At 67.6% G+C, this 19123-nt stretch carries 21 protein-coding genes; 10 read left to right on the top strand and 11 right to left on the bottom strand.

Annotated elements, in window-relative coordinates; translation table 11 throughout:
- Window positions 1-39 precede the first annotated feature (39 nt).
- The 6 genes from ABZ863_RS17075 to ABZ863_RS17050 form a co-directional block, all read right to left on the bottom strand.
- Window positions 40-1290: a cytochrome P450 gene (locus ABZ863_RS17075; RefSeq protein ID WP_358536244.1), complete on the bottom strand. Its 1251-nt coding sequence runs from the start codon at window positions 1288-1290 to the stop codon at window positions 40-42.
- Window positions 1291-1314: 24 nt separating this feature from the next.
- Complete coding sequence (locus ABZ863_RS17070; RefSeq protein ID WP_358536242.1) at window positions 1315-2139, bottom strand: ABC transporter permease; 825 nt, start codon at window positions 2137-2139, stop codon at window positions 1315-1317.
- The gene (locus tag ABZ863_RS17065; RefSeq protein WP_358536240.1) at window positions 2136-3107 is read right to left on the bottom strand and encodes an ATP-binding cassette domain-containing protein; all 972 of its coding nucleotides are present in this window, start codon (window positions 3105-3107) and stop codon (window positions 2136-2138) included. Before ABZ863_RS17065 ends, ABZ863_RS17070 begins: the two co-directional genes overlap by 4 nt.
- Window positions 3108-3139: 32 nt before the next feature.
- On the bottom strand, window positions 3140-3988 hold the full coding sequence (locus ABZ863_RS17060) for a DUF4097 family beta strand repeat-containing protein (RefSeq protein ID WP_358536238.1): 849 nt from the start codon (window positions 3986-3988) through the stop codon (window positions 3140-3142).
- A gap of 75 nt (window positions 3989-4063) precedes the next feature.
- Window positions 4064-4597: a YlcI/YnfO family protein gene (locus tag ABZ863_RS17055; protein WP_358536236.1), complete on the bottom strand. Its 534-nt coding sequence runs from the start codon at window positions 4595-4597 to the stop codon at window positions 4064-4066.
- A gap of 82 nt (window positions 4598-4679) precedes the next feature.
- Window positions 4680-5684, bottom strand: a complete 1005-nt coding sequence (locus ABZ863_RS17050) for a helix-turn-helix domain-containing protein (RefSeq protein WP_358536234.1) — start codon at window positions 5682-5684, stop codon at window positions 4680-4682.
- An 85-nt stretch (window positions 5685-5769) separates the two neighbouring features.
- On the opposite strand from ABZ863_RS17050, the gene ABZ863_RS17045 reads away from it, so the two are divergent.
- The 3 genes from ABZ863_RS17045 to ABZ863_RS17035 all read left to right on the top strand — a co-directional run bounded on the left by ABZ863_RS17045 (window position 5770) and on the right by ABZ863_RS17035 (window position 7869).
- Window positions 5770-6645: an NAD(P)-binding domain-containing protein gene (locus ABZ863_RS17045; RefSeq protein WP_358536232.1), complete on the top strand. Its 876-nt coding sequence runs from the start codon at window positions 5770-5772 to the stop codon at window positions 6643-6645.
- A complete protein-coding gene (locus tag ABZ863_RS17040) occupies window positions 6642-7115 on the top strand; it encodes a hypothetical protein (RefSeq protein WP_358536230.1) in 474 nt (157 codons plus the stop codon). Before ABZ863_RS17045 ends, ABZ863_RS17040 begins: the two co-directional genes overlap by 4 nt.
- 160 nt (window positions 7116-7275) lie before the next feature.
- Window positions 7276-7869, top strand: a complete 594-nt coding sequence (locus ABZ863_RS17035; RefSeq protein ID WP_358536228.1) for a hypothetical protein — start codon at window positions 7276-7278, stop codon at window positions 7867-7869.
- A 30-nt stretch (window positions 7870-7899) separates the two neighbouring features.
- On the opposite strand, the gene ABZ863_RS17030 is transcribed toward ABZ863_RS17035, so the two are convergent.
- Window positions 7900-8832, bottom strand: a complete 933-nt coding sequence (locus tag ABZ863_RS17030) for an NAD-dependent epimerase/dehydratase family protein (protein ID WP_358536226.1) — start codon at window positions 8830-8832, stop codon at window positions 7900-7902.
- A gap of 130 nt (window positions 8833-8962) precedes the next feature.
- Between ABZ863_RS17030 and ABZ863_RS17025 the strand changes: the two genes are divergently transcribed.
- The 4 genes from ABZ863_RS17025 (at window position 8963) to ABZ863_RS17010 (ending at window position 11284) form a co-directional block, all read left to right on the top strand.
- A complete protein-coding gene (locus tag ABZ863_RS17025; protein WP_358536224.1) occupies window positions 8963-9646 on the top strand; it encodes a TetR/AcrR family transcriptional regulator in 684 nt (227 codons plus the stop codon).
- 42 nt (window positions 9647-9688) lie between these two features.
- Complete coding sequence (locus tag ABZ863_RS17020) at window positions 9689-10348, top strand: class I SAM-dependent methyltransferase (RefSeq protein WP_358536222.1); 660 nt, start codon at window positions 9689-9691, stop codon at window positions 10346-10348.
- A 97-nt stretch (window positions 10349-10445) separates the two neighbouring features.
- Window positions 10446-11054: a hypothetical protein gene (locus tag ABZ863_RS17015; RefSeq protein ID WP_358536220.1), complete on the top strand. Its 609-nt coding sequence runs from the start codon at window positions 10446-10448 to the stop codon at window positions 11052-11054.
- Window positions 11054-11284, top strand: coding sequence for a helix-turn-helix transcriptional regulator (locus ABZ863_RS17010; RefSeq protein WP_358536218.1), 231 nt, complete (start codon window positions 11054-11056; stop codon window positions 11282-11284). Before ABZ863_RS17015 ends, ABZ863_RS17010 begins: the two co-directional genes overlap by 1 nt.
- Window positions 11285-11292: 8 nt before the next feature.
- Here ABZ863_RS17010 and rox read toward each other — a convergent pair whose 3' ends face one another.
- Window positions 11293-12759 (bottom strand): rifampin monooxygenase, encoded by a 1467-nt coding sequence (gene rox, locus ABZ863_RS17005; protein ID WP_358536216.1) that lies wholly within the window; start codon window positions 12757-12759, stop codon window positions 11293-11295.
- Between the two features lie 198 nt (window positions 12760-12957).
- Complete coding sequence (locus tag ABZ863_RS17000; RefSeq protein WP_358536214.1) at window positions 12958-13692, bottom strand: helix-turn-helix domain-containing protein; 735 nt, start codon at window positions 13690-13692, stop codon at window positions 12958-12960.
- Window positions 13693-13909: 217 nt separating this feature from the next.
- Between ABZ863_RS17000 and ABZ863_RS16995 the strand changes: the two genes are divergently transcribed.
- The 3 genes from ABZ863_RS16995 (at window position 13910) to ABZ863_RS16985 (ending at window position 16734) form a co-directional block, all read left to right on the top strand.
- Window positions 13910-14872 (top strand): ATP-binding cassette domain-containing protein, encoded by a 963-nt coding sequence (locus ABZ863_RS16995; RefSeq protein WP_358536212.1) that lies wholly within the window; start codon window positions 13910-13912, stop codon window positions 14870-14872.
- Window positions 14869-15672 carry an ABC transporter permease gene (locus ABZ863_RS16990; protein WP_358536210.1) on the top strand — a complete coding sequence of 268 codons (804 nt, stop codon included), beginning with the start codon at window positions 14869-14871 and terminating at the stop codon, window positions 15670-15672. Before ABZ863_RS16995 ends, ABZ863_RS16990 begins: the two co-directional genes overlap by 4 nt.
- Before the next feature lie 177 nt (window positions 15673-15849).
- A complete protein-coding gene (locus ABZ863_RS16985; RefSeq protein WP_358536208.1) occupies window positions 15850-16734 on the top strand; it encodes an aminoglycoside phosphotransferase family protein in 885 nt (294 codons plus the stop codon).
- A gap of 162 nt (window positions 16735-16896) precedes the next feature.
- Here the strand turns inward: ABZ863_RS16985 and ABZ863_RS16980 are convergent, their stop codons facing one another.
- A complete protein-coding gene (locus ABZ863_RS16980) occupies window positions 16897-18075 on the bottom strand; it encodes a C40 family peptidase (protein WP_358536206.1) in 1179 nt (392 codons plus the stop codon).
- A gap of 45 nt (window positions 18076-18120) precedes the next feature.
- Complete coding sequence (locus tag ABZ863_RS16975) at window positions 18121-19086, bottom strand: nucleoside hydrolase (RefSeq protein ID WP_358536204.1); 966 nt, start codon at window positions 19084-19086, stop codon at window positions 18121-18123.
- Window positions 19087-19123 lie beyond the last annotated feature (37 nt).

Below are 19123 nucleotides of genomic sequence, written 5' to 3'. Positions count from 1 at the left end.
TGCTCAGCTGGCGCGACGAGATACCCGCCGTCATCGATGTCACCGCCCCGGAAGCGAAGCGGCTTCGGGTCTCGTCACCGGCTGATCCCAGGTGACGGGGAGCCGGTGCACGCCGTAGATGTTCTGGTGGTCGGGGCGTAGCGGCACCTCCTCGGGCGGGACGGCGAGGCGCAGCGTCGGAAACCGGGTGAACAACGCGGGAAAGGCGACGCGCATCTCGACCCGGGCCAGTTGCTGGCCGAGGCACTGGTGGATGCCGTGACCGAAGGACAGGTGCCCGGTGGCCTTCCGGTTCAGGTCGAGCGTGTCGGGATCGGCGAACTTCTCCGGGTCGCGGTTGGCGGCCTGGATGGAGATGGTGACCGACTCGCCTGCTTTGATCAGTTGTCCACCCAGCTCGACGTCCTCCAGCGCCGCCCGCATCCCGGTGTGGGCGATGCTCAGGTAACGCATCAGCTCCTCGACGGCCTGGTCGGCGATGCCAGGATCAGCGCGCAGGGCGGCGAGTTGCTCGGGGTTTCGCAGCAGGGCGAAGGCACCCAGTGCGAGCATGCTGGCGGTGGTGTCGAGCCCGGCTCCCAGCAGGAAGGTACCGACTCCGGCCAGCTCCTCGTCGGTGAGGTCGCTGCCGGCCAGGTCGCTGAGCAGGTCGTCCGTTGGCTTGGCGCGTTTGGCCAGCACCAGCTGGTGCATGTACTCCTGTAGCGCGCCGTAGGCGGCGAACCGCTCCTCCGGGGCGGCGTCCGCACTCGTTGTCGTCGCCGCATTGCCCTGAAAGGAATCGCGGTCGGCGTAGGGCACCCCGAGCAGCTCGCAGATCACTACCGCGGGGATGGGGTGCGCGTAGGCCTGGACCAGGTCCAGCTCAGGGCCCCGCTCTTGCATCGCGTCCAGGTGCTCGGCGGTGATCTGCTCGACGCGCTCGGTGAGCAGGCGCATCCGGCGAACGGTGAACTTGCCGGTGAGCTGCTTCCGGTAGCGGGTGTGCTCCGGGGCATCCATCCCGGTCAGGTCGCCGACCGGCGCGGGAGGCAGTTCGGTGAGGCCCTCCAGGCCGGGCATCGGGTAGTGCGCCAGTTCGTACCGTGAGCTGAAGCGCTGGTCGGCCAGGACCGCGCGGACCAGGGAGTAGCCGGTGACCAGCCAACCCACATGCCCGTCGGGGTAGCTCATCCGGACCAGCGGGTGCTGCTCACGGATCCGGCCCAGCTCGGTCGGCGGGTCGAACGGGCAACCCACGGGACGCGCCAGGGGTAGCTCGGTCAGACCGGGAACCGGTTCGTGCTGCATCGTGAACTCCTTTACAGGGACGGGTCAGCGGGAGAACTCGCGGTTGAACAGTCGCCTCGACCAGAGGTAGCCGCCAAGGGCGATCACGGCGCACCAGCCGAGCGCGATCCACGCGTTGTTCCCGATCGGCTCGTCCATCAGCAGGCCGCGCAGGGTTTCGATGATCGGCGTGAACGGCTGGTACTCGGCGAACCAGCGCAGCCCGGCCGGCATGGAGTCGGTGGGGACGAAACCGCTGCCGAGGAAGGGAAGCAGGATCAATGGCGTGAGCACGTTGCTCGCGGACTCGACTGTCTTGCTCACCTGGCCGAGCGCGACCGCGAGCCAAACGAGCGCGAACGTCACGACCAGCAGCAGACCCGCGGTGGCGAACCACGCGCCCAGCCCCGCGGTGGGCCGGAAGCCGACGAGCAGCGCGACACCGATCACGATCGCCAGGCTGATCATCGCCTGGATCACGCTGCCGAGGACGTGTCCGGTCAGCACCGAGACGCGGGCGATGTGCATGGTGCGGAACCGGGCGATGATGCCTTCGGTCATGTCCATGGCGACCGAGATCGTCGTCCCCTGGACCGTGGCCGTGATCGTCATCAGGATGATTCCGGGCGCCACGTAGTTGACGTAGTCGGCGCGCCCGCCGGAGGTTCCGCCAAGCCCGGCGCCGAGCGTGCCGCCGAAGACGTAGACGAACAGCAGCAGGAAGATGATCGGCATCCCGACGAGTTGCACGGTCATCGACGGGTAGCGCACCATGCGCTTGAGGTTGCGGCGCAACATCGTCGCCGAATCGTGCAGCGGGTGGAACTTCAGGGCCGCCGGGGCGGGGCTGGTGAGGGCGGGGGTGCTCATCGGTTGGTCACCTTCTCGTTCTGGGAGTTCTCGGAGTTCTTGGAGTTGCCGGTGAGGGCGAGGAAGACGTCGTCGAGATCGGGGGTGTGCACGGACAGCTCGTCGACCTCGATGGCCTGGCCGTCGAGCCGGTCGATCAGGGTCTTCAGCGAGCGCAGGCTGCCGTCGTTGGGCACCCGCAGGGCGAGCGCGTCGTTGTCGCGCGTGACCTGACCGAGCATGCTCATGGCCGTGTCGACGCCCTGGGGGTCGGCGAACCGCAGGCGAACGTGTCCACCGGGGATGCGGCGCTTCAGCTCGTCCGCGGTTCCCTCGGCGACTACCCGGCCGTGGTCGAGGACCGCGATCCGGTCGGCCAGCTCGTCGGCTTCCTCCAGGTACTGCGTGGTCAGGAAGATGGTGACTCCGTCGGCCACCAGGTCCCGGACGATCTGCCACATGCTCCGGCGGCTGCGCGGGTCCAGTCCGGTGGTCGGCTCGTCGAGGAAGATCACCTGCGGGCTGCCGACCAGGGTCATCGCCAGGTCGAGCCGCCGCCGCATGCCCCCGGAGTAGGTCGATGCCGGCTTCCTGCCCGCGTCGACCAGGTCGAACTGTTCGAGCAACCGGGCGGTGCGGTGCCGCCTTTCGCCCCTGGCGAGGTGGTGCAGATCCGCCATCAGCAGCAGGTTCTCCTCGCCGGTGAGCAGGTTGTCGACTGCCGAGAACTGACCGGTGACACCGATCGCGGCGCGCACCCCATCGGGTTCGCTGGTGAGGTCGTGCCCTGCCACCTGGACGGCACCGGCGTCGGCATTGATCAAAGTGGACAGAATCTTGACCGTGGTGGTCTTCCCGGCGCCGTTCGCGCCGAGCAGTGAGAAGACCGTTCCCCGTTGCACGTTGAGGTCGATACCGTCGAGCACAACCTGGTCGCCGAACGACTTGCGTAGGCCGGTCGCCGCGATCGCGGATTGCTGGGTGCGCATGCAAATTCCCCTTCGAGGTAAGAAAAAGCGGGTCAGGAGCGGCGGATCGTGATGTCGCCATAGGAGGTGCGGCCGCGGACCTCGACGGTCTCGCCGGACTCTCCGGGGCTGCCGGGGGTCTCCAGCTGGTTGCGCACGTGCCCGAATCCGGTGTTGACCTCCAGCCACGCGGCGGTGCCCTCGGCGATGCCGACCTCCAGATCACCCATCTTGGTCGCGAGCGCGACCGAACCGCGGACCACCTCGCCGAGGCGGATGCCGCCGTTGGCCGTCTTCGCGTCGACACCGGCACCCGCTCGCTCGACGGAGATGTCGCCGTTGGCCGTGCGCACCCGCACATCGCCGGTGACCGTGCCGATCTCGGTGCCGCCGTTGGAGTTCTTGACCACCACGGAGCCCTCGACCTCGCCGATCCGGACCTTCCCGGATCCGGTGGAGATCTCGGCGTTGCCCGCGACACCGTCAACGGTGGCGTGACCGGCCGGGGTGTCCAGGCGCAGCGGGCCGGTTCGTTCGAGCCGGAAGTTCCCGGCGGAGGTCTTGAACCGGCACTCGCCGAGCCGGCCGGCCCCGCGGAAGTTCCCCAGTTGCACGTCGGCGGACACCTGCGAGCCGCTGGGCAGTTCGACGGTCACATCGACCGACCTGGTCTCGCGGGAGAAGTTGAAGGCGCGCACCCGTGGTCCTTTGACCTGCAGCAGGCCGTTCGCGTACTCGACGCTGACCTGGCGCGCGGCCTTCACGTCGGACTCGTCGGATTCGTCGCTCGGGCGCACCTCGACGACCGTGTCGGCGCGCTCACTCGCGATGAACCGCACTTCACCGGCGGCGCCGAGGTCGAGCGTGACGGAAATTGGCTGGGGTGTCTCGTATTTTGGCATGGTTGTCCCCTCATTTCGGGTCGGTAAGGCATCCCCGCAGGTCGGGGATGTGTGGTGGAAACCGGTACGGGGTGGCTAGCGCACCCAGCCGGTGAAGCCCTGCCTGGTGCGTTTGCCGCCGCTGTGCTGCTCGGCGCGCTGGTCGCGATCGGAGCGTTGTAGTGCGGCAGAGGCCGCCCGGACCAGCCAGGCGTTGACCGAGCGCCCCTCCTTGGCGGCGGCTTCCTCGACCGCGGCCTTGAGCTGCTCAGGGAGGCGCACGTTGATCCGCGCGGTCGGGCCGTCCTCGTCGATCAGCGGGCCGCTGATCGATGCGGCTTCGCCGCTCGATGGGCCACTCTCGGCGGTGTCGTGGCTCGGCTCGGCGGGGGCCGAGGTCACGACGAAGTCCGGATCGCGTCCGCGCAGGCGCAGCTGCACCGAGCCAGGGGCCAGATCCCGGGTGATCTCGTCCGCGGCGCCCGACAGCGCCTCCAGCAGTGTCATCCGGATCGCCGACTCGAGTGGCCCGGTCAGGCGCTCGACCAGCGCACGCGCCTCGTCACCGCCGGCTTCGGCAAGCGTGGCGAACTCACGTCCGATGTTGTTCACATACGAGGTCAAATCCATGGTGCCACTATGGCACACGAGTGGCACTTGATCAAGCCGTTATGGCTCAGCGCGCGTCGAATGTGGCACCAGCTGGCGCAGCTCACGTGTCGGAGAGGGATTCCCGCAGGTGACGGGGAAAGGCGTTGCGGTAGTCGCTCGGTGAGATCCCGATCTGCTTGAGGAAGTGGTGGCGCAGGTTGTTCGAGGTGCCGAGGCCGCTGAGTTGCGCGATCTTCTCCACCGGGAGTCCGGTTGTCTCCAGCAGGCTCTGGGCTCTGGCGAGACGTTGGTGGAGCAGCCATTGGAGTGGGGTCGTGCCGGTGGCCTGCTGGAGTCGCCGGTAGAAGGTCCGTGGGCTCACCATGGCCTGCTGTGCCAGGTCGTCGATGGTCAGTGGCTGGTCGAGGCGGGCTCGTGCCCACTCGAGCACGGGTGCCAGCCCCTGGTCGTCGGTCGCGGGCACGGACAGGTCGACGAACTGTGCCTGCCCGCCGGGCCGGTGCGCGGGGACGACCATCCGGCGGGCCAGTTGGTTGGCGACGTGCGCCCCGAGGTCGCGGCGGACCAGGTGCAGGCAGAGGTCGAGCCCTGCCGTCATCCCGGCGCTGGTGAGCACGTCGCCGTCGTCCACGTAGAGCACGGAGTTGTCGACCTGCACCTTCGGGTAGCGCTCGGCCAGCGTCGCGGTGTGCATCCAGTGCGCCGTGGCCCGGCGGCCGTCGAGCAGGCCCGCCTCCGCGAGGGCGAACGCGCCGGTGCACAGCGACACCATCCGGGCACCAGCGTCATATGCGTGACGCAACGCGGTGACGAGCTCGGCCGGTACTGGCTCGCCGTCCTCGACGACCTCTTCCGGCACCGAGGACACGATGACAGTGTCGGCGCCGACGATGTCGTCGAGTCCGTACCGGGTGCGCAACGCGAATCCGGGCACGTCCACCGGTCCGTGCGCACGGATCCCGCACATCCGCAGTTCGTACCACGGGTCGGCGAGGTCGGGCTGCGGCATCCCGAAGACCGTGGCGGGGATGCTCACCTCGTACAGGTCCCAGAACGTGACCCCGACTTCCTCGGGCACGACCAGGGCGACGGAACCGGCGCTCATGGCCACCATCGTAATGGCAGGAATTTGGTGGTACCGGGCATCAGTGTCACTGGCCGCGGTGGCCGAGTGCCGCGAGCCTGGACGCATGAGCACAACACGGGAACCCGTCACCATCATCGGACTGGGCAACCTGGGTCGCGCGCTGGCCGAGACTTTCCTCGCCAACGGCCATCCCACCACGGTATGGAACCGTTCCGCTGTCAAAGCCGAGACGCTGGTCGCGGGCGGTGCGACGGCGGCGGGCACGGTTGCCGACGCGGTCGCGGCGAGCGAACTCGTCGTCGTCGCGTTGCTGGACCCTGCGGTCGCCCGGGAGGTACTGGCAGGTGCGGCCGATGCCGTTCGCGGGCGCGCGCTGGTGAACCTCACCTCCGGTGGCCCGCAGGACGCGCGGGAGCTGACCGGCTGGGCGGCCGAGCACGGTGCGGAGTACCTCCACGGCGCCGTTTATGCGGTGCCGCAAACGATCGGCACCACCGAGTCTTCGATCAACTACAGCGGTTCGGCCGCCGTTCACCAGCGCTGGCAGGCCCAGCTGGAGATCCTGGGCAAGGCCACCTTCGTCGGCACCGACGCAGGCCGTGCCTCGGGCTACGACGTGGCCATCCTCGCAGGGATGTACGGCATGCTCGGCGGGTTCCTGCATGCCGCCGCGATAGCGCGCGCAGCCGGCATCAGCGCAACCGAGCTCACCCCGATGCTGGTGTCCTGGCTGACAGATGTCTTCCCGGCCCTCGTCACCTTCGCCAAGGAGATCGACAGCGGGGACTACACCACCGAAGAGTCCAATTTGGTCATGAACCAGTCCGGACTGGCCACGATCATCACTGCCAGCACGTCGCACGGCATCCCGGCGTCACCCCTCGCCCCACTCAAGGAGCTGATCGACCAGCAGGTCGCCGCCGGCCACGGCGCCGCCAGCTTCGCACGAGCGGTCGAATCGCTGAGGAGCGGCGCATGACCACGACGGTGCAGGACTTCGCTGATCTGGAAGCCGAGTTCAACGCATATGTCGGCACCATCAACTACGCCACCATGGTCACCGTCGACGCCAGGAACCGCCCGCGGACCCGAGTACTCATCCCGGTATGGGAGAACGTCGACGGTCAACCGGGCGGCTGGCTGGCCACCTACAAGACCCCGGTCAAAGCGGCACACATAGCCGGCAACCCACACACCAACTTCTACCCTGCCGACCAAGGAGCACGTGTGGGACCTCTACCGCAGGACGAGCCCCCGTGGTGCCGGCTACCCCCTCGGCAACTTCTGGACGACACCAGCAGATCCGCAGCTGCACGTGCTCCGCCTTACGCCATGGCGCATCCAGGTCATCCGAGGCATCGACCTGCGCAGCCGAATCTGGTGGGCAGACCGAAGCTAGAAATCCTAGGTGGCTGGCGTGATGCCTCGGGCAGAGGCGCGGGTCAGTGATCGGCGGACACCGTGGGCCGTGCGGCCGGGATTTCAACGCCCGTGCGCATTCGGTCTTCGTTCCGGGATGCTTTCCTGTTCCGAGGGCCGAAAACTTGATCACCGGGATGTATGGTCGACGTGGCCGAGCTTGGACGAAGACCGCTCCGGGAGCTTCGCGATGTCGCCCTTCGAGTACCGGTCTCGACGCCTGCTCTTCCACCGCTCCGCGGCAGCGGAAGAGCAGGTCGCCGGCTACGCCGCGAGCTTTGGGTGGCCGCGGACTGAGGTGCCGGCTGACGAAGAAGCAGGTATTCCGCGTGAGGTCGTCTGGGCGATCGCGTCGACGGTGGATGTGCGGTACTCGGTGGACGACGCAACCGGGTCACCGTACGTGTTCGTCACCGCCGCCTACCGCAACCAGTGCCAGGCATTCCTGGCCCATGCCGAGCAACACCTGGATGTCTTCTCAAGGGAGGAGTTACTCGCGGTCTATGGCCAGGCCGTCGAGGTCGACGAGCGTACGGGCCTGCTCCTGATGGTGGCGCTCGGCGCACCCCAGGAGTTCGACGAGACGAACGTGGCCCTGATCTCTGCCGCGCTGACCGATCCGGCAGAGGACGTGCGGGAAGCCGCGATCTATGCGACCTCGTACACCCCTTGCGAGCGTTACCTGCCACTGCTGGAGCAGATCGTTCGGCAGGATCCCCCACACCAGCTCCGCGAGGACGCAAAGGACATCCTCGCCGCCTACGGCGAGGTTGGCATCAGGTAAGCCGTTTCGAACGGTGTCATATTCGCGCCGTCAGCTCGCGGTTGGTGCGGGCGAGGTCTGGATGGTCTCCCGAAGGGCGTCGTCGGTCGAGGTCGGTTCGATCCCGAAGGCGTTGCTGGCGGCGGACGAGTCGAGAACGAATGGTCGTTGCAGTTGATATTGCATTTCGATCATCTCCCGGGCGGCAGGGTTGAAAAGCCCGGCGACGCGGAGTGCGAATCCGGGCATCCTCGTTACCCGGGCCGGCGGGGCTCCCGCGAGTTCGGCGGCTCGGGTGGCGAGCGCGCGGATGGACAGCGGCTGTGCGGTGGGCACATGCCATGCTCGGCCCCACGCGTTCTCGTCGGCTGCGACCACGACCAGCGTGCGCGCCACGTCCCCGACATAGGTCCAGCTGTGCGGCGCGTCCAGGTCCGCCGGCACCGAAGCGCGCCGGCCGGCGAGCACTTTGGGGAGGACCATGACAGTGAACGGGGAGACCGCGCCCGCGCCAACATAGTCCGACCCGCGAACCTCGGCGGTGCGGAGCCGCCCGGCTTCGTGCGCGGCCAATGCGTCGGTCCACAGCTTGGCTCGCACGTGGCCCTTCACGGAGTTGGGACGCAGCGGCAGCTGCTCGGTCATTGGGGCGTCGACCCGGCCGTAGGCATAGAGGTTGCCCGTCGTGACGAGCACCGCGCCGGTGGTCTCCGCGGCGTGGATGAAGGCGGCGCCCAGCGCTGGCCAGTCGGTGGACCAGCGGTGATAGGCCGGGCTCGCGCAGCAGTACAGAGCGACGGCGCCTTCGGCGTACCGGGCGAGGGTGGCGGGGTCCGCGGCGTCCGCCGCGATGCAGTCGATGCCGTCTTGTTCCGGGCCGTGGCCGCTACGGGTGAGAAGGCGGACGTGCTCGCCTCGGGCAGCGAGCAGCCGTGCGGTGGCTGAGCCGACCGGGCCTGCTCCGGTGATGACGTGAAGGGACATGTGGTATCACCATCTCCAATCGAGAACAATGTTCTCTGATAGGTGCACTGTACTCGTACGAGAGATCGTGGGTCAAGAACGCTGTTCTCGTCTGGTTTAGGTGTTCTCGGAGCTGTGCGACACTGTGGGCATGTCCGCATCTTCGCTGCGCGCCCGTGTCCGCTTCGAGATGAGCCATGAGATCAAGGAGGTCGCGCGCAAGCGTCTGGCCACGGAAGGCGGGAACCTCTCCCTGCGTGCTGTGGCCAGGGACATGGGCATCGTCGCTTCGGCCCTGTACCGGTACTTTCCGAGCCGTGACGCCCTGCTCACCGCCTTGATCATCGATGGCTACGAGGCGCTGGGCACGGCTGCGGCCGACGCCGAAGCGGCCGTACCTCGCGACGACCTTCGTGGCCGGTGGTTCGCCGTCTGCCATGCGGTGCGGACATGGGCGCTGTCGCATCCGGCCGAATACGGCCTGCTCTACGGCAACCCGGTGCCCGGTTACGCGGCGCCGCAGGAGACCGTCGCGCTCTCGGCGAGAGTGGTATTGCTGCTCGTGGACATCATCATCGACGGTGCGGAGCGCCTGGAGCCGGTCACGTCGCCGGTGCCCGAACGCGTCCGCACGGACATGCGTCGGCTCATCGACCAGCAGCCGGGTGACCTGCCGGAAGAACGGCTCGACCGCGTGTTCCTCGGCTGGACTCACCTGTTCGGCCTAGTCAACTTTGAAGTGTTCGGTCGCCTGGACGGCACGATCGAGGCGCGTGCCGACTACTTCGATCACCACATGGCCCTGATGGCGGAACTTGCCGGAATTCCGCGCTGACCATGCCTTTGCGCAGGTCACTTGGGGCACCGGCAACCGACTATGGTTTCCGCTGTGACCGAACCGTCCGTCTTGCACGACACCAAGGCTGCCTACGACGCCGTCGCGGAACTCTATGCCGACCTTTTCAGTAACGTGCTCGAGACCTTGCCGATGGAACGTGCGATGTTGGCCGCGTTCGCCGAACTCGTGCAGGCCCACAGCGCCGGACCGGTCGCCGACATCGGATGCGGCCCCGGCCACGTGACCGCACACTTGCACGCGCTCGGGCTGGCCACCTTCGGTATCGACCTGTCCTCAGAGATGATCGCCCTCGCCCGTCGAGCCCATCCGGACCTGCGGTTCGACGAGGGGTCGATGACCGCCCTGGATCTCGCCGACGGAGTTCTCGGCGGCATTCTTGCGTCCTACTCCACCATCCACACACCGCCGCAGCAACTGCCAGTCGTGTTCACCGAGTTCCAGCGAGTGCTGGCACCGGGCGGCCACCTGCTGCTCGGATTCTTCGCCGGTGACGACCCGCTGCCGCGGGAATTCGACCACAAAGTCACGCTCGCCTATCGATGGTCGCCCGACAGTCTCGCGGAACTGTTGCGCCAGGCCGGGTTCGTCGAGGTCGCCCGGATGCTGCGCGAGCCTCACGAGAACGAGCGGCAGTTCCAACAGGCCCAGCTGCTGGTTCGCAGGCCCCAGGAACCCTGATCGTCCCACCAGGCCGTCATCGTGCGGGCGCACACCGACCATCGATGTTATCGTTTATCGATAACATCGAAAAACGATAGGTAGTGAGGTGTAGGTCATGCGCGCCGAGTGGAACCCCCTGGGATCGCTGACCACCGTCACGCGTCTGGTCACCTGGGTCTTCGGCATCGCTGCCATGGCGGTCGTGATAGCCAACATTGCCGCGCTCGGCTGGCTGCCGGGCACTGGGGCGAATCCGACCTGTGTCGAGATCGCTGGCCACACCGGGCCACTCGAGCAAGGCGCGCCCGCGATTCCCAGCGGCACGAGCGTCTGTGTGGACAGCCCCAGCGTCGCCCAACGGATCGCCGGCGTGGGCGACCAGGTCCCGCAGGCGTTGTTCGCACTGGGCGCGCTGTTCCTGCTCCTGCGATTCCTGCGCACGGCGTCCCAGGAAGGTCCCTACGCGGCCACTGTGCCCGGCAGGCTGTCAGCACTCGGCTGGTTCGTGCTCATCGGTGGCCCGGTCAGCGAGCTGCTGTTCGCGGTCTCACAACACTTCCTGCGCTCCAGCCTGATCTCCGGTGTGTCCTCATCGGACTGGCTGGCCGAGTGGCGGGAAGCGTTCCCCTGGTGGTCCATAGCCACTGGCGTCGCCGCGTTGACCTTCGCCCACATCCTGCGGGTCGGCGTGCGGATGCACGAGGACCTCGAAGGCACCATCTGATGCCACCCGAGGAACCACACGAGATCTCTGTGCACCTTGACGACCTGCTCGCCGCGCGCGAAATGACATTGACCCAACTCGCCGAGCAGGTCGGCATCACCGTCGTGAACCTGTCGGTACTCAAGAACGGTCGCGCCAAGGCAATTCGATTCTCCACGCTCTCCCGGCTCTGTCACGTTCTCGGCTGCCAACCGGGCGACCTCCTCCGCCACCAGCCCAGCACACCATGACAACCCCCTCAGAACGGGACGGCTCCGCCGGTCGGTTCGGTCGGCCCGGGTGCGTTGGCGGGATCGCCGAACCAGCGGGAGAGGTGGTCGTCCAGGTCCTGCTGATCGTCGCCGATCCAGGCGACGTGGCCGTCGGGGCGTAGCAGGACGCACGGAACATCCAGTGCCGCAGTGGAATCCGCGAGGTAATCGACCCGGTCTGACCAGCCGCCGACGGTCAGGCGTTCGGTGCGGTCCAGCAGCAGGCCGCGGCCGCGATGCAGCAGACCGTAGAGGTGGCCGTGTTTCACGTCGATGTCGGGCAGGCGGCGGCCGAGCAGGTCGGGGCCTTCGCCGAAGTCGTAGCGGATGCCGATCGCGGTGATCTTCTCGATGAGATAGCGGTTCACCTCGTCGAAGTCCATCAGTTCGGTGAGCAGCCTGCGCACGGCCCGCGGGCCCGGTTCGGTGGAGTGCAGTTCCATCTGGGCGCGGGTGTTGTCCAGCACATCCTCGGCGACCGGATGACGTTCGGCCTGGTAGGTGTCCAGCAGCGTTTCCGGCGCCCAGCCGCGGATCTGTGCGGCCAGTTTCCAACCGAGGTTGAATGCGTCCTGAACGCCCAGGTTGAGTCCCTGTCCGCCGGTGGGTGGATGGATGTGTGCCGCATCGCCGGCCAGCAGCACCCGCCCGACCCGATAACGTTCGGCCAGCCGGGTGGCATCCCCGAAGCGGGACAACCAGCGCGGGGAGTGCACGCCGAAATCGGTTCCGGCGATGGTGCGCAGCTGTTGTTTGAAATCCTCGAGGGTGGGCGGTTCCGCGCGATCGCTGACTCCCGCGGCGGGGACTACGACGCTATAGACCCTTTCCCCGAAGGGCCTGAGCCAGAATGGTTTATGGGTCTCGCTGATTTCGGTCACCTTGGCCGCGATCTCCTCCCGCGGCACACCCACTTCCATCTCGCCCATCAACGTCTCGGTCCGCGAGGGCTCACCAGGGAAGCCGACGCCGAGCAGTTTGCGCACCGCACTGCGCCCGCCGTCACAGCCGACGAGGTAGCGCGAACGCAGCCGCTCCTGATCGGCCAGCTCGACGGTCACACCCTCGTCGTCCTGTTCGAAACCGGCCACCGCACAACCGCGCCGCACCTGCGCACCCAGTTCGATCGCATGTTCTTCGAGCAGGTGAACGATGACCGGCTGCGGGATGCCCAGCAGATAGGCGTGCGCGGAATCCAGGCCCTGTGGCGCGGGTTTGTTGATGCCGGCGAAGAATCCGCCGGCCGGACGCTGTCTTCCATGCTGGAGAATGCGATCCAGCAGTCCGCGCATTGCCATCAGCTCGAGACTGCGAATGTGCAGACCGACTATGCGGACGAACGACACGGGCTCGGTTTCCTTCTCCAGAACGAGTACCCGCACATCGTGCAGCCGCAGTTCGGCGGCCAGCATCGCGCCAGTCGGCCCGCACCCGGCAATGATCACGTCGAACATGAGGGGCGCCTTTCGGGAGTGCCTTGTTGTTGAGGCGCTCCCGGCGACACCTACGTCAATCGCCCGACCGTGACGGGGAGGGGGAGCACCCACATCGATACTGCGTTCATGGGTCTCACCTCCTCGGGTGGTGTCGCGGTCGATCGCAGGCTACAAGCCCGAGCATTACCCCGTCCAGCCCCGGCCAACGTGATCCGCTCAGTCGGTTGCGGACGTCTTGGGAGGGCGGGTGGAGTAGATCTTGTGCCAGTGCTGGGCTGAGCGCACTAGGTCGTCGATGACGTGGAGGAGGAATTGGCTGGTGTTCTCCAGTCTGGCGCCGGCAGGGGTGATGGGGCCGAGTTTCTGGGCTGCGATCTTGCAGACCTCGGCGATCTGGGTTTGGTTGCGCGCGCTGGCCATGATGGACTGGAACGCTACGTCGTCGTCGATGGCGTAGCGTTCGGCGCGGCTGTGGGGGTCGCGTTCACGTTTGATGAGTGCCTGGTTTTCCAGATAGCCGATGGCTTTGGAGATGGAGGCGGGGCTGACGTGCAGGCGTCGCACGAGTTCCGCGGAGGTGAGGCTGCCGCTGTCGGTGGTGAAGAGCGAGGCGAGCACCCTGGCCATCATCTGCGGGAGCCCGGCCTGAATCATCAGTTCCATGCTCTGCGCGTCCACCTCGTCCACGAGCCGTGGATCGCGCCCGCCGAGGTCGGCCCTGCCCGGTGACGGTGTCGGCGCAATGGTCCTGCGCTGACGCGCGTGTCGCGTGCTGGCCCGGTGGGCCGCCTCGGCGTGGTAGCCGCGCGGCCCGCCGTTGCGCATCACCTCACGGGTGACGGTGGAGGTCGGCCGCCCGATGCGGCGGCCGATGGCGGCGTAGGTCAGCTCCTCGCGCAGTCCCGCAGCGATCTGCTGTCGGTCCTGGGGGGTGAGTCTTTCACCAGGCATCGGGTGGTCCTCCGCTGTCGGCGTCGCGTTCAGCTTAATGCAACGCGACTGCCATTGCATTAGTCGCCATCGATCATGCAACAATTCGTCGGCATCTACCTGCAATTATGTTGTTGCTTCACGAAGATAAGATTGACGATTTTGTGTATGCAACGTAACTTTTGCCGAGTCGTGAAGGTTTTCACTGACACTGGATCTCACCAACGGAGCGAAGCCCATGACTACCGATCTCGGTCAACCCGCGCTCGCGGCGACCGCGATACGCAAGGCGTACGGCGACCATGTGGTGCTGGGCGGTATCGACCTCGACATCCCCTCGGGATCTGTCTTCGCGTTGCTCGGCCCGAACGGCGCGGGCAAGACCACCATGGTGCAGATCCTGTCGACGCTCATCCGTGCCGACGCGGGCGAGATGCGGGTCGCCGGCCATGATGTGGTGCGGGATCCGGACGCTGTGCGTGCCGCGATCGGTGTCACTGGCCAGTTCTCGGCGGTGGACAGCTTCCTCACCGGTGAGGAGAACCTGCTGTTGATGGCCGACCTGAACCGGCTGCCCCGCAGGGAACGGCAGCAGTGTGCAGCTGACCTGCTGCAGCGGTTCGATCTGGTGGACGCGGCCCGAAAGCCTGCGGTGACATATTCCGGTGGGATGCGCCGCCGCCTGGACCTGGCGATGACGCTGGTCGGCCGGCCCCGCGTGATCTTCCTCGACGAGCCGACCACCGGGCTGGACCCGCGCAGCAGGCGGACCATGTGGGAGATCATTCGCGGGCTGGTGACCGACGAGGGCGTCACGATCTTCCTCACCACTCAGTACCTCGAGGAGGCCGACCAGCTCGCCGACCGGATTGCGGTGCTGCACCAGGGAAAGCTGGTCGCAAAAGGCTCGCCGGAGGAGCTCAAGCGGCAGGTCGGCGGCGGCCATGTAACCCTGCGGTTCGCCGACCCGAGCGGTTACGACCACGCGGCCCGGGAGCTGGGCGTGGTGTCCCGCGACGACGAGGCATGCACCCTGCAGATCCCCAGCCAGGGCGATGTCCGGTCGTTGCGCGCGCTGCTGGATTGGCTCGACCACGCCTCGATCGCGGTGGACGAACTCCAGGTCCACACACCCGATCTCGATGACGTCTTCTTCGCCCTGACAGGGAACGCAGTCACGGAACAGGAACCCGCCCGATGAGTACCGTTTCCAGCACCGTTTCCAACGCGTTTGCCGACTCGGCGACCATGTTGCGCCGCCAGTTGCGGCACATGCTGCGTTATCCGACGCTCATCCTGACGGCCGCCGGGGTTCCGGTGGTCTTGCTGCTGCTGTTCGTCTACGTTCTCGGCGGCGCTCTCGGTAATGGCCTTGGCGGGCCGTCCGGCGGCCGGGATGCCTACGTGAACTACGTCGTCCCTGGCGTCATCCTGATGACTGTGGCGACCGCGGCCCAGGGCACGGCGATCTCGGTAGCGATGGACATGACCGAGGGCATCGTCGCCCGGTTCCGCACCATGGCCATCGCCCGGGTGTCGGTACTCACCGGTCATGTGTTGGGCAGCCTGATCCAGACCCTGCTGAGTATCGCTGCCGTGATCGGGGTCGCGCTGCTGGTGGGATTCGAGCCGACCGCGGACTTCGGCGAATGGCTCGGCGCGGTCGGTGTTCTCGTGATGATCATCCTCGCGCTCACCTGGCTGTCGGTCGCACTGGCCATGGTCGCCGAGAACGTCGCCGCCGCGAGCAACATGCTGATGCCGCTGATGATCCTGCCCATGATGGGCAGCGGGTTCGTCCCCACCGACTCGATGCCCGCCGGGCTGAAATGGTTCGCCGAGTACCAGCCGTTCACCCCGTTCATCGAGACCCTGCGCGGACTGCTGATGGGCGCTCCGATCGGCCATAGCGCGATTCTCGCCATCGGCTGGTGCGCCCTGATCGCGTTGGGCGGCTACCTGTGGGCCAAGAAGGTCTACAACCGCGAGCCCACCAAGTGACCGTCTTCGTGGTCGGTATGTCAGGTCGGCAACGGTTTCACGGTGATAGAGCGTGCCGGCGATGTCGGTTTTCGAGGCGTTGAACCAGGGCATATGGAATCGTGCACGGGCGCAACGCCGCCGCAAGATTCGGCTGGTGCTAGCTGCCGGCAGACGCTGGCGGTTGGAGGCTCATCCATGGCTGAGTTGAGGTTCGAGCAGGACCTGGTGCGAGCGCTGCTGCGGGAACAGCATCCAGATCTCGCAGACCTCGAACTCCGAGACGTCGCTGGTGGCTGGGACAACCAGCAGTGGCGCCTTGGGGCGGAGCTGGCCGTGCGGTTGCCGCGTACCGAGCGCGCCCCGGCGCTGCTGCGCACCGAGCAGAAGTGGCTGCCCATTCTCGCGCAGCGCCTGCCGCTGCCGACGCCCACCCCGGTGCGCATCGGCGAACCGTCGGCCCTGTTCGAACACACCTGGACGATCACACGCTGGGTCGAGGGCGAGCCGGCGGACTACGCGCCGATCACCTGCGCTGACGCGGCCGAGACCCTCGCGGGTTTTCTCAAGGCCCTGCATCAGCAGGCACCCGCGGACGCCCCAGCCAATCCCACGCGCGGCATCCCGCTGGCCGGGATGCAGGACGGGTTCACTCGCTCGTTGGAGGTCATAGCCGACGACGCGAGCGCTGATGTCCGAGAGATCTGGGAGAAGGCCGTCGCGGCGCCCGCGTGGCACGGGGCGCCGACGTGGCTGCACGGCGATCTGCATCCCGCGAACGTGGTCGTGCAGGACGGGACGCTCTCCGGAGTGATCGACTTCGGCGAGATGTGCGCAGGGGATCCCGCGACCGACCTGTCCGCCGCCTGGGTCCTGCTGCCCGCGGGCACGGCCAGCCGGTTCTTCGGCACCTACGAAGTCGCGGACGATGCCACCATTGCGCGGGCCCGCGGCTGGGCCGTCCTACGCGCCGTGGGCATGATCAGCATCGGACGCAACGGCAGGCTCGGTCTCCTCGGGGGCAAACCGACCTGGGAGCCAGCAGGCCGAGCTGCGCTCGAACGCGCCTTGGCCGTGAACTGACCGCACGGACTCCGTGTCAGAGGTGGTGCCTGTGGCTTTTGTGGTAATTGATCACTTCGGAGGGCGAACCGGCCAGGCCCCGTTCCGCGAGACCTGATCAAGTGGTCATGTTGTGGTCATCTGCACGTGGAATCGGTCAAGTGTGCGGAAACTACCTAAATCCTATTCCGCCGGGCGGCCCGCGCCGGCGAAGTCGTCGTCGGGTTCGCGGTAGTTGTGGACCTGCACCGCCTGGCCGAACGTCGGCGCGTCGATCATCTGCTCGTTGCCGATGTAGATGCCGACGTGGTGGATCTTCGTCGCCGGGTTGCCGTAGAAGATCAGGTCGCCGAGGCGCGGTTCCTGCCCCGCCGGGACGAGCGGCACGCTGTTGTACTGCCAGTGCGCCGTCCGTTGCAACGTGACCCCGGCCGAGGCGTAGGCCGCGGTGGTCAGCCCCGAGCAGTCGAAGCCGACGTCGCCCTTCTCCAGACCGTTGCCGCCCCACTCGTAGGGCAGGCCGATCTTCTCGATGGCGAAGTTGACGGCCATGAGCGCCGCGCGGTTCGGCGGCGTGTCCGCCATCCCGACCGTGCCGTAGACGTTGGCCGTGGCGAGCACTCGGTGCAGGAACAGCGGCGCGTCCTGCACCGCCGACACCCCGGCCAGCCACTGGTCGCCCTTGCTGAGGTCGCGGTCTTCCGCGCACAGCGCGCGCCCCGTCGTCAACGCCGCGTCGTCGACGTTCTGCAGGTCCGGCGTGCCGCCCGAGGCGCTGACCTGCCACCGCTCCCAGACAGCGGGGGACAGCTGCATCGGGCCCGCCGCCCCGGTCTCCGACACGACCTTGCCCGCGAAGTCACGCAGCTCGACCGTGCCGATCGGTTCTGACACCGCGCCGTTCTCGGCGACGCGGCCGCCCTCGGCGCGGCTGTGGTCGGACCCGGTCTTGCCGATGCCGGCCAGCGTGACCCAGGACAGGTTGCAGTCGGGCTGCTCCTCACCCAGTCGTACGGTCGCCGCGGCGTAGGCATGCATGGTGCGCTGCGGGATGTCCAGCCACTGCGCCACCTCGTCCACCCAGGCCTCGAAGCGGGGACCGGATTGCCGCGGCACGGCGCTCGGCTGCCGGGTCGGCGGCGCGGAGGTGGGTGCCGCCGTTGCCTGCCGGGTGGTCGTCGTCCCCGCGCTTTCAGCGGAGGCGGCCGTGGTGACATCGTCCTCGGTGGGGCCCAAGCGCAGCGCGGTGACGAGTCCGCTCAGCGCGACCAGCACCGTGGCGATCGTCAGAAGCAGCGTGCGCCTGCGGTTTTTGGGCCGTGGTGTGGCATCGTCGCGCTCGGCGCCGTCCCCCAGCTTCATGGCCTCAGAATAGAGAGCGGGCGTGGCGCGCGCGTGAGGCCATGGTTACCGAGGCGTGCCCGTGAGCCGTTCCAGCAGAAACGTCTGGAGCTCTGCCAGTTCGGTGTCGACGGCGACATCCGTCAGAACCGCCTCCGGGTGTGCATCACCAGCGCGCTGCCCAGGGCTGCGCAGGTCGGCGAGCGTGGCACCGCGGGCGGGCCCGTACGAGCACTCCACCTGGACCGGCACGGCCTCTGTACGCAGTATGCCCGGCCGGATCGCCTCCGCGACCGCGACCGCATCGTGCACCATCATCCCGTCGTAGCCCAGCACGGTGCGGTAGTGGGCGCGGTAGTCCGGGGTGAGCGCATCGAGCGCGGCGCCGATCGGGCCGGAGGCCGCCAGCTGCGCCAGCCACGCGGCGTCGATCGCGCAGCGGTGCGTCAGGTCCAGCGGCACGAGCACGCAGTGCACCTCGCCGCCGGCGAGCACCCGCTGCGCGGCTTCCGGGTCGCTCCAGATGTTGAACTCCGCGGCGGCTGTCGTGTTGCCGTGTGCCAGCGCCCCGCCCATGATCACCACGCGGGCGATCTTCTCGCCGATGCCGGGGTGAGCGGCGAGCAGAGCGGCGATGTTGGTCAGCGGTCCGATCGGCGCGATCGTCACCGGTTCGTCGGCCGCCTCGAGTACCGATGCCAGCAGCGCGACGGCACCGCCGGAGACCAGCTCGCGCGCGGGCTCGGGCAGGATGTCCGACCTGCCGGAGAGCCCGTCCGGGCCGTGTATCCGGCTGGCCCGGTGTGCCTGCGGATGGACGAGCGGGCGTGACGCACCGGCGGCGACGGGCACGTCGTCGCGCTTGCACAGTGCGAGGAGCCGCTGGGCGTTGCGGGTGGTGTCGGCGAGTGCGACGTTGCCGTACACGGTGGTCACGGCGAGCAGGTCCACGTCCTCGCTCAGTGCCGCGAGCGCGATCGCGAAGGCGTCGTCCACGCCCGGATCGGTGTCGATGATGAGCTTCGTCCCCACGGTCACTCCCTCGGTCTGCGCGTGCTACGACAGGTTA

The sequence above is a fragment of the Saccharomonospora sp. NPDC046836 genome, from assembly GCF_040645195.1.
Taxonomy (GTDB): Bacteria; Actinomycetota; Actinomycetes; order Mycobacteriales; family Pseudonocardiaceae; genus Prauserella_A.
The sequence above is the reverse complement of the archived record's forward strand: the minus strand, read 5'-3'. Positions and strand labels throughout refer to the sequence as shown.

Bases quoted from the DNA above. Each gene is read 5' to 3' on its own strand.
- ABZ863_RS16980 (WP_358536206.1), bottom strand. From the start codon at position 18,075: ATGAAGCTGGGGGACGGCGCCGAGCGCGACGATGCCACACCACGGCCC.
- ABZ863_RS17040 (WP_358536230.1), top strand. From the start codon at position 6,642: ATGACCACGACGGTGCAGGACTTCGCTGATCTGGAAGCCGAGTTCAAC.
- ABZ863_RS17075 (WP_358536244.1), bottom strand. From the start codon at position 1,290: ATGCAGCACGAACCGGTTCCCGGTCTGACCGAGCTACCCCTGGCGCGT.
- ABZ863_RS16985 (WP_358536208.1), top strand. From the start codon at position 15,850: ATGGCTGAGTTGAGGTTCGAGCAGGACCTGGTGCGAGCGCTGCTGCGG.
- ABZ863_RS17000 (WP_358536214.1), bottom strand. From the start codon at position 13,692: ATGCCTGGTGAAAGACTCACCCCCCAGGACCGACAGCAGATCGCTGCG.
- ABZ863_RS17060 (WP_358536238.1), bottom strand. From the start codon at position 3,988: ATGCCAAAATACGAGACACCCCAGCCAATTTCCGTCACGCTCGACCTC.
- ABZ863_RS16995 (WP_358536212.1), top strand. From the start codon at position 13,910: ATGACTACCGATCTCGGTCAACCCGCGCTCGCGGCGACCGCGATACGC.
- ABZ863_RS17015 (WP_358536220.1), top strand. From the start codon at position 10,446: ATGCGCGCCGAGTGGAACCCCCTGGGATCGCTGACCACCGTCACGCGT.
- ABZ863_RS17065 (WP_358536240.1), bottom strand. From the start codon at position 3,107: ATGCGCACCCAGCAATCCGCGATCGCGGCGACCGGCCTACGCAAGTCG.
- ABZ863_RS17070 (WP_358536242.1), bottom strand. From the start codon at position 2,139: ATGAGCACCCCCGCCCTCACCAGCCCCGCCCCGGCGGCCCTGAAGTTC.
- ABZ863_RS17010 (WP_358536218.1), top strand. From the start codon at position 11,054: ATGCCACCCGAGGAACCACACGAGATCTCTGTGCACCTTGACGACCTG.
- ABZ863_RS17055 (WP_358536236.1), bottom strand. From the start codon at position 4,597: ATGGATTTGACCTCGTATGTGAACAACATCGGACGTGAGTTCGCCACG.
- ABZ863_RS17035 (WP_358536228.1), top strand. From the start codon at position 7,276: ATGTCGCCCTTCGAGTACCGGTCTCGACGCCTGCTCTTCCACCGCTCC.
- ABZ863_RS17050 (WP_358536234.1), bottom strand. From the start codon at position 5,684: ATGAGCGCCGGTTCCGTCGCCCTGGTCGTGCCCGAGGAAGTCGGGGTC.
- ABZ863_RS17020 (WP_358536222.1), top strand. From the start codon at position 9,689: ATGGTTTCCGCTGTGACCGAACCGTCCGTCTTGCACGACACCAAGGCT.
- ABZ863_RS17025 (WP_358536224.1), top strand. From the start codon at position 8,963: ATGTCCGCATCTTCGCTGCGCGCCCGTGTCCGCTTCGAGATGAGCCAT.
- rox (WP_358536216.1), bottom strand. From the start codon at position 12,759: ATGTTCGACGTGATCATTGCCGGGTGCGGGCCGACTGGCGCGATGCTG.
- ABZ863_RS17030 (WP_358536226.1), bottom strand. From the start codon at position 8,832: ATGTCCCTTCACGTCATCACCGGAGCAGGCCCGGTCGGCTCAGCCACC.
- ABZ863_RS17045 (WP_358536232.1), top strand. From the start codon at position 5,770: ATGAGCACAACACGGGAACCCGTCACCATCATCGGACTGGGCAACCTG.
- ABZ863_RS16990 (WP_358536210.1), top strand. From the start codon at position 14,869: ATGAGTACCGTTTCCAGCACCGTTTCCAACGCGTTTGCCGACTCGGCG.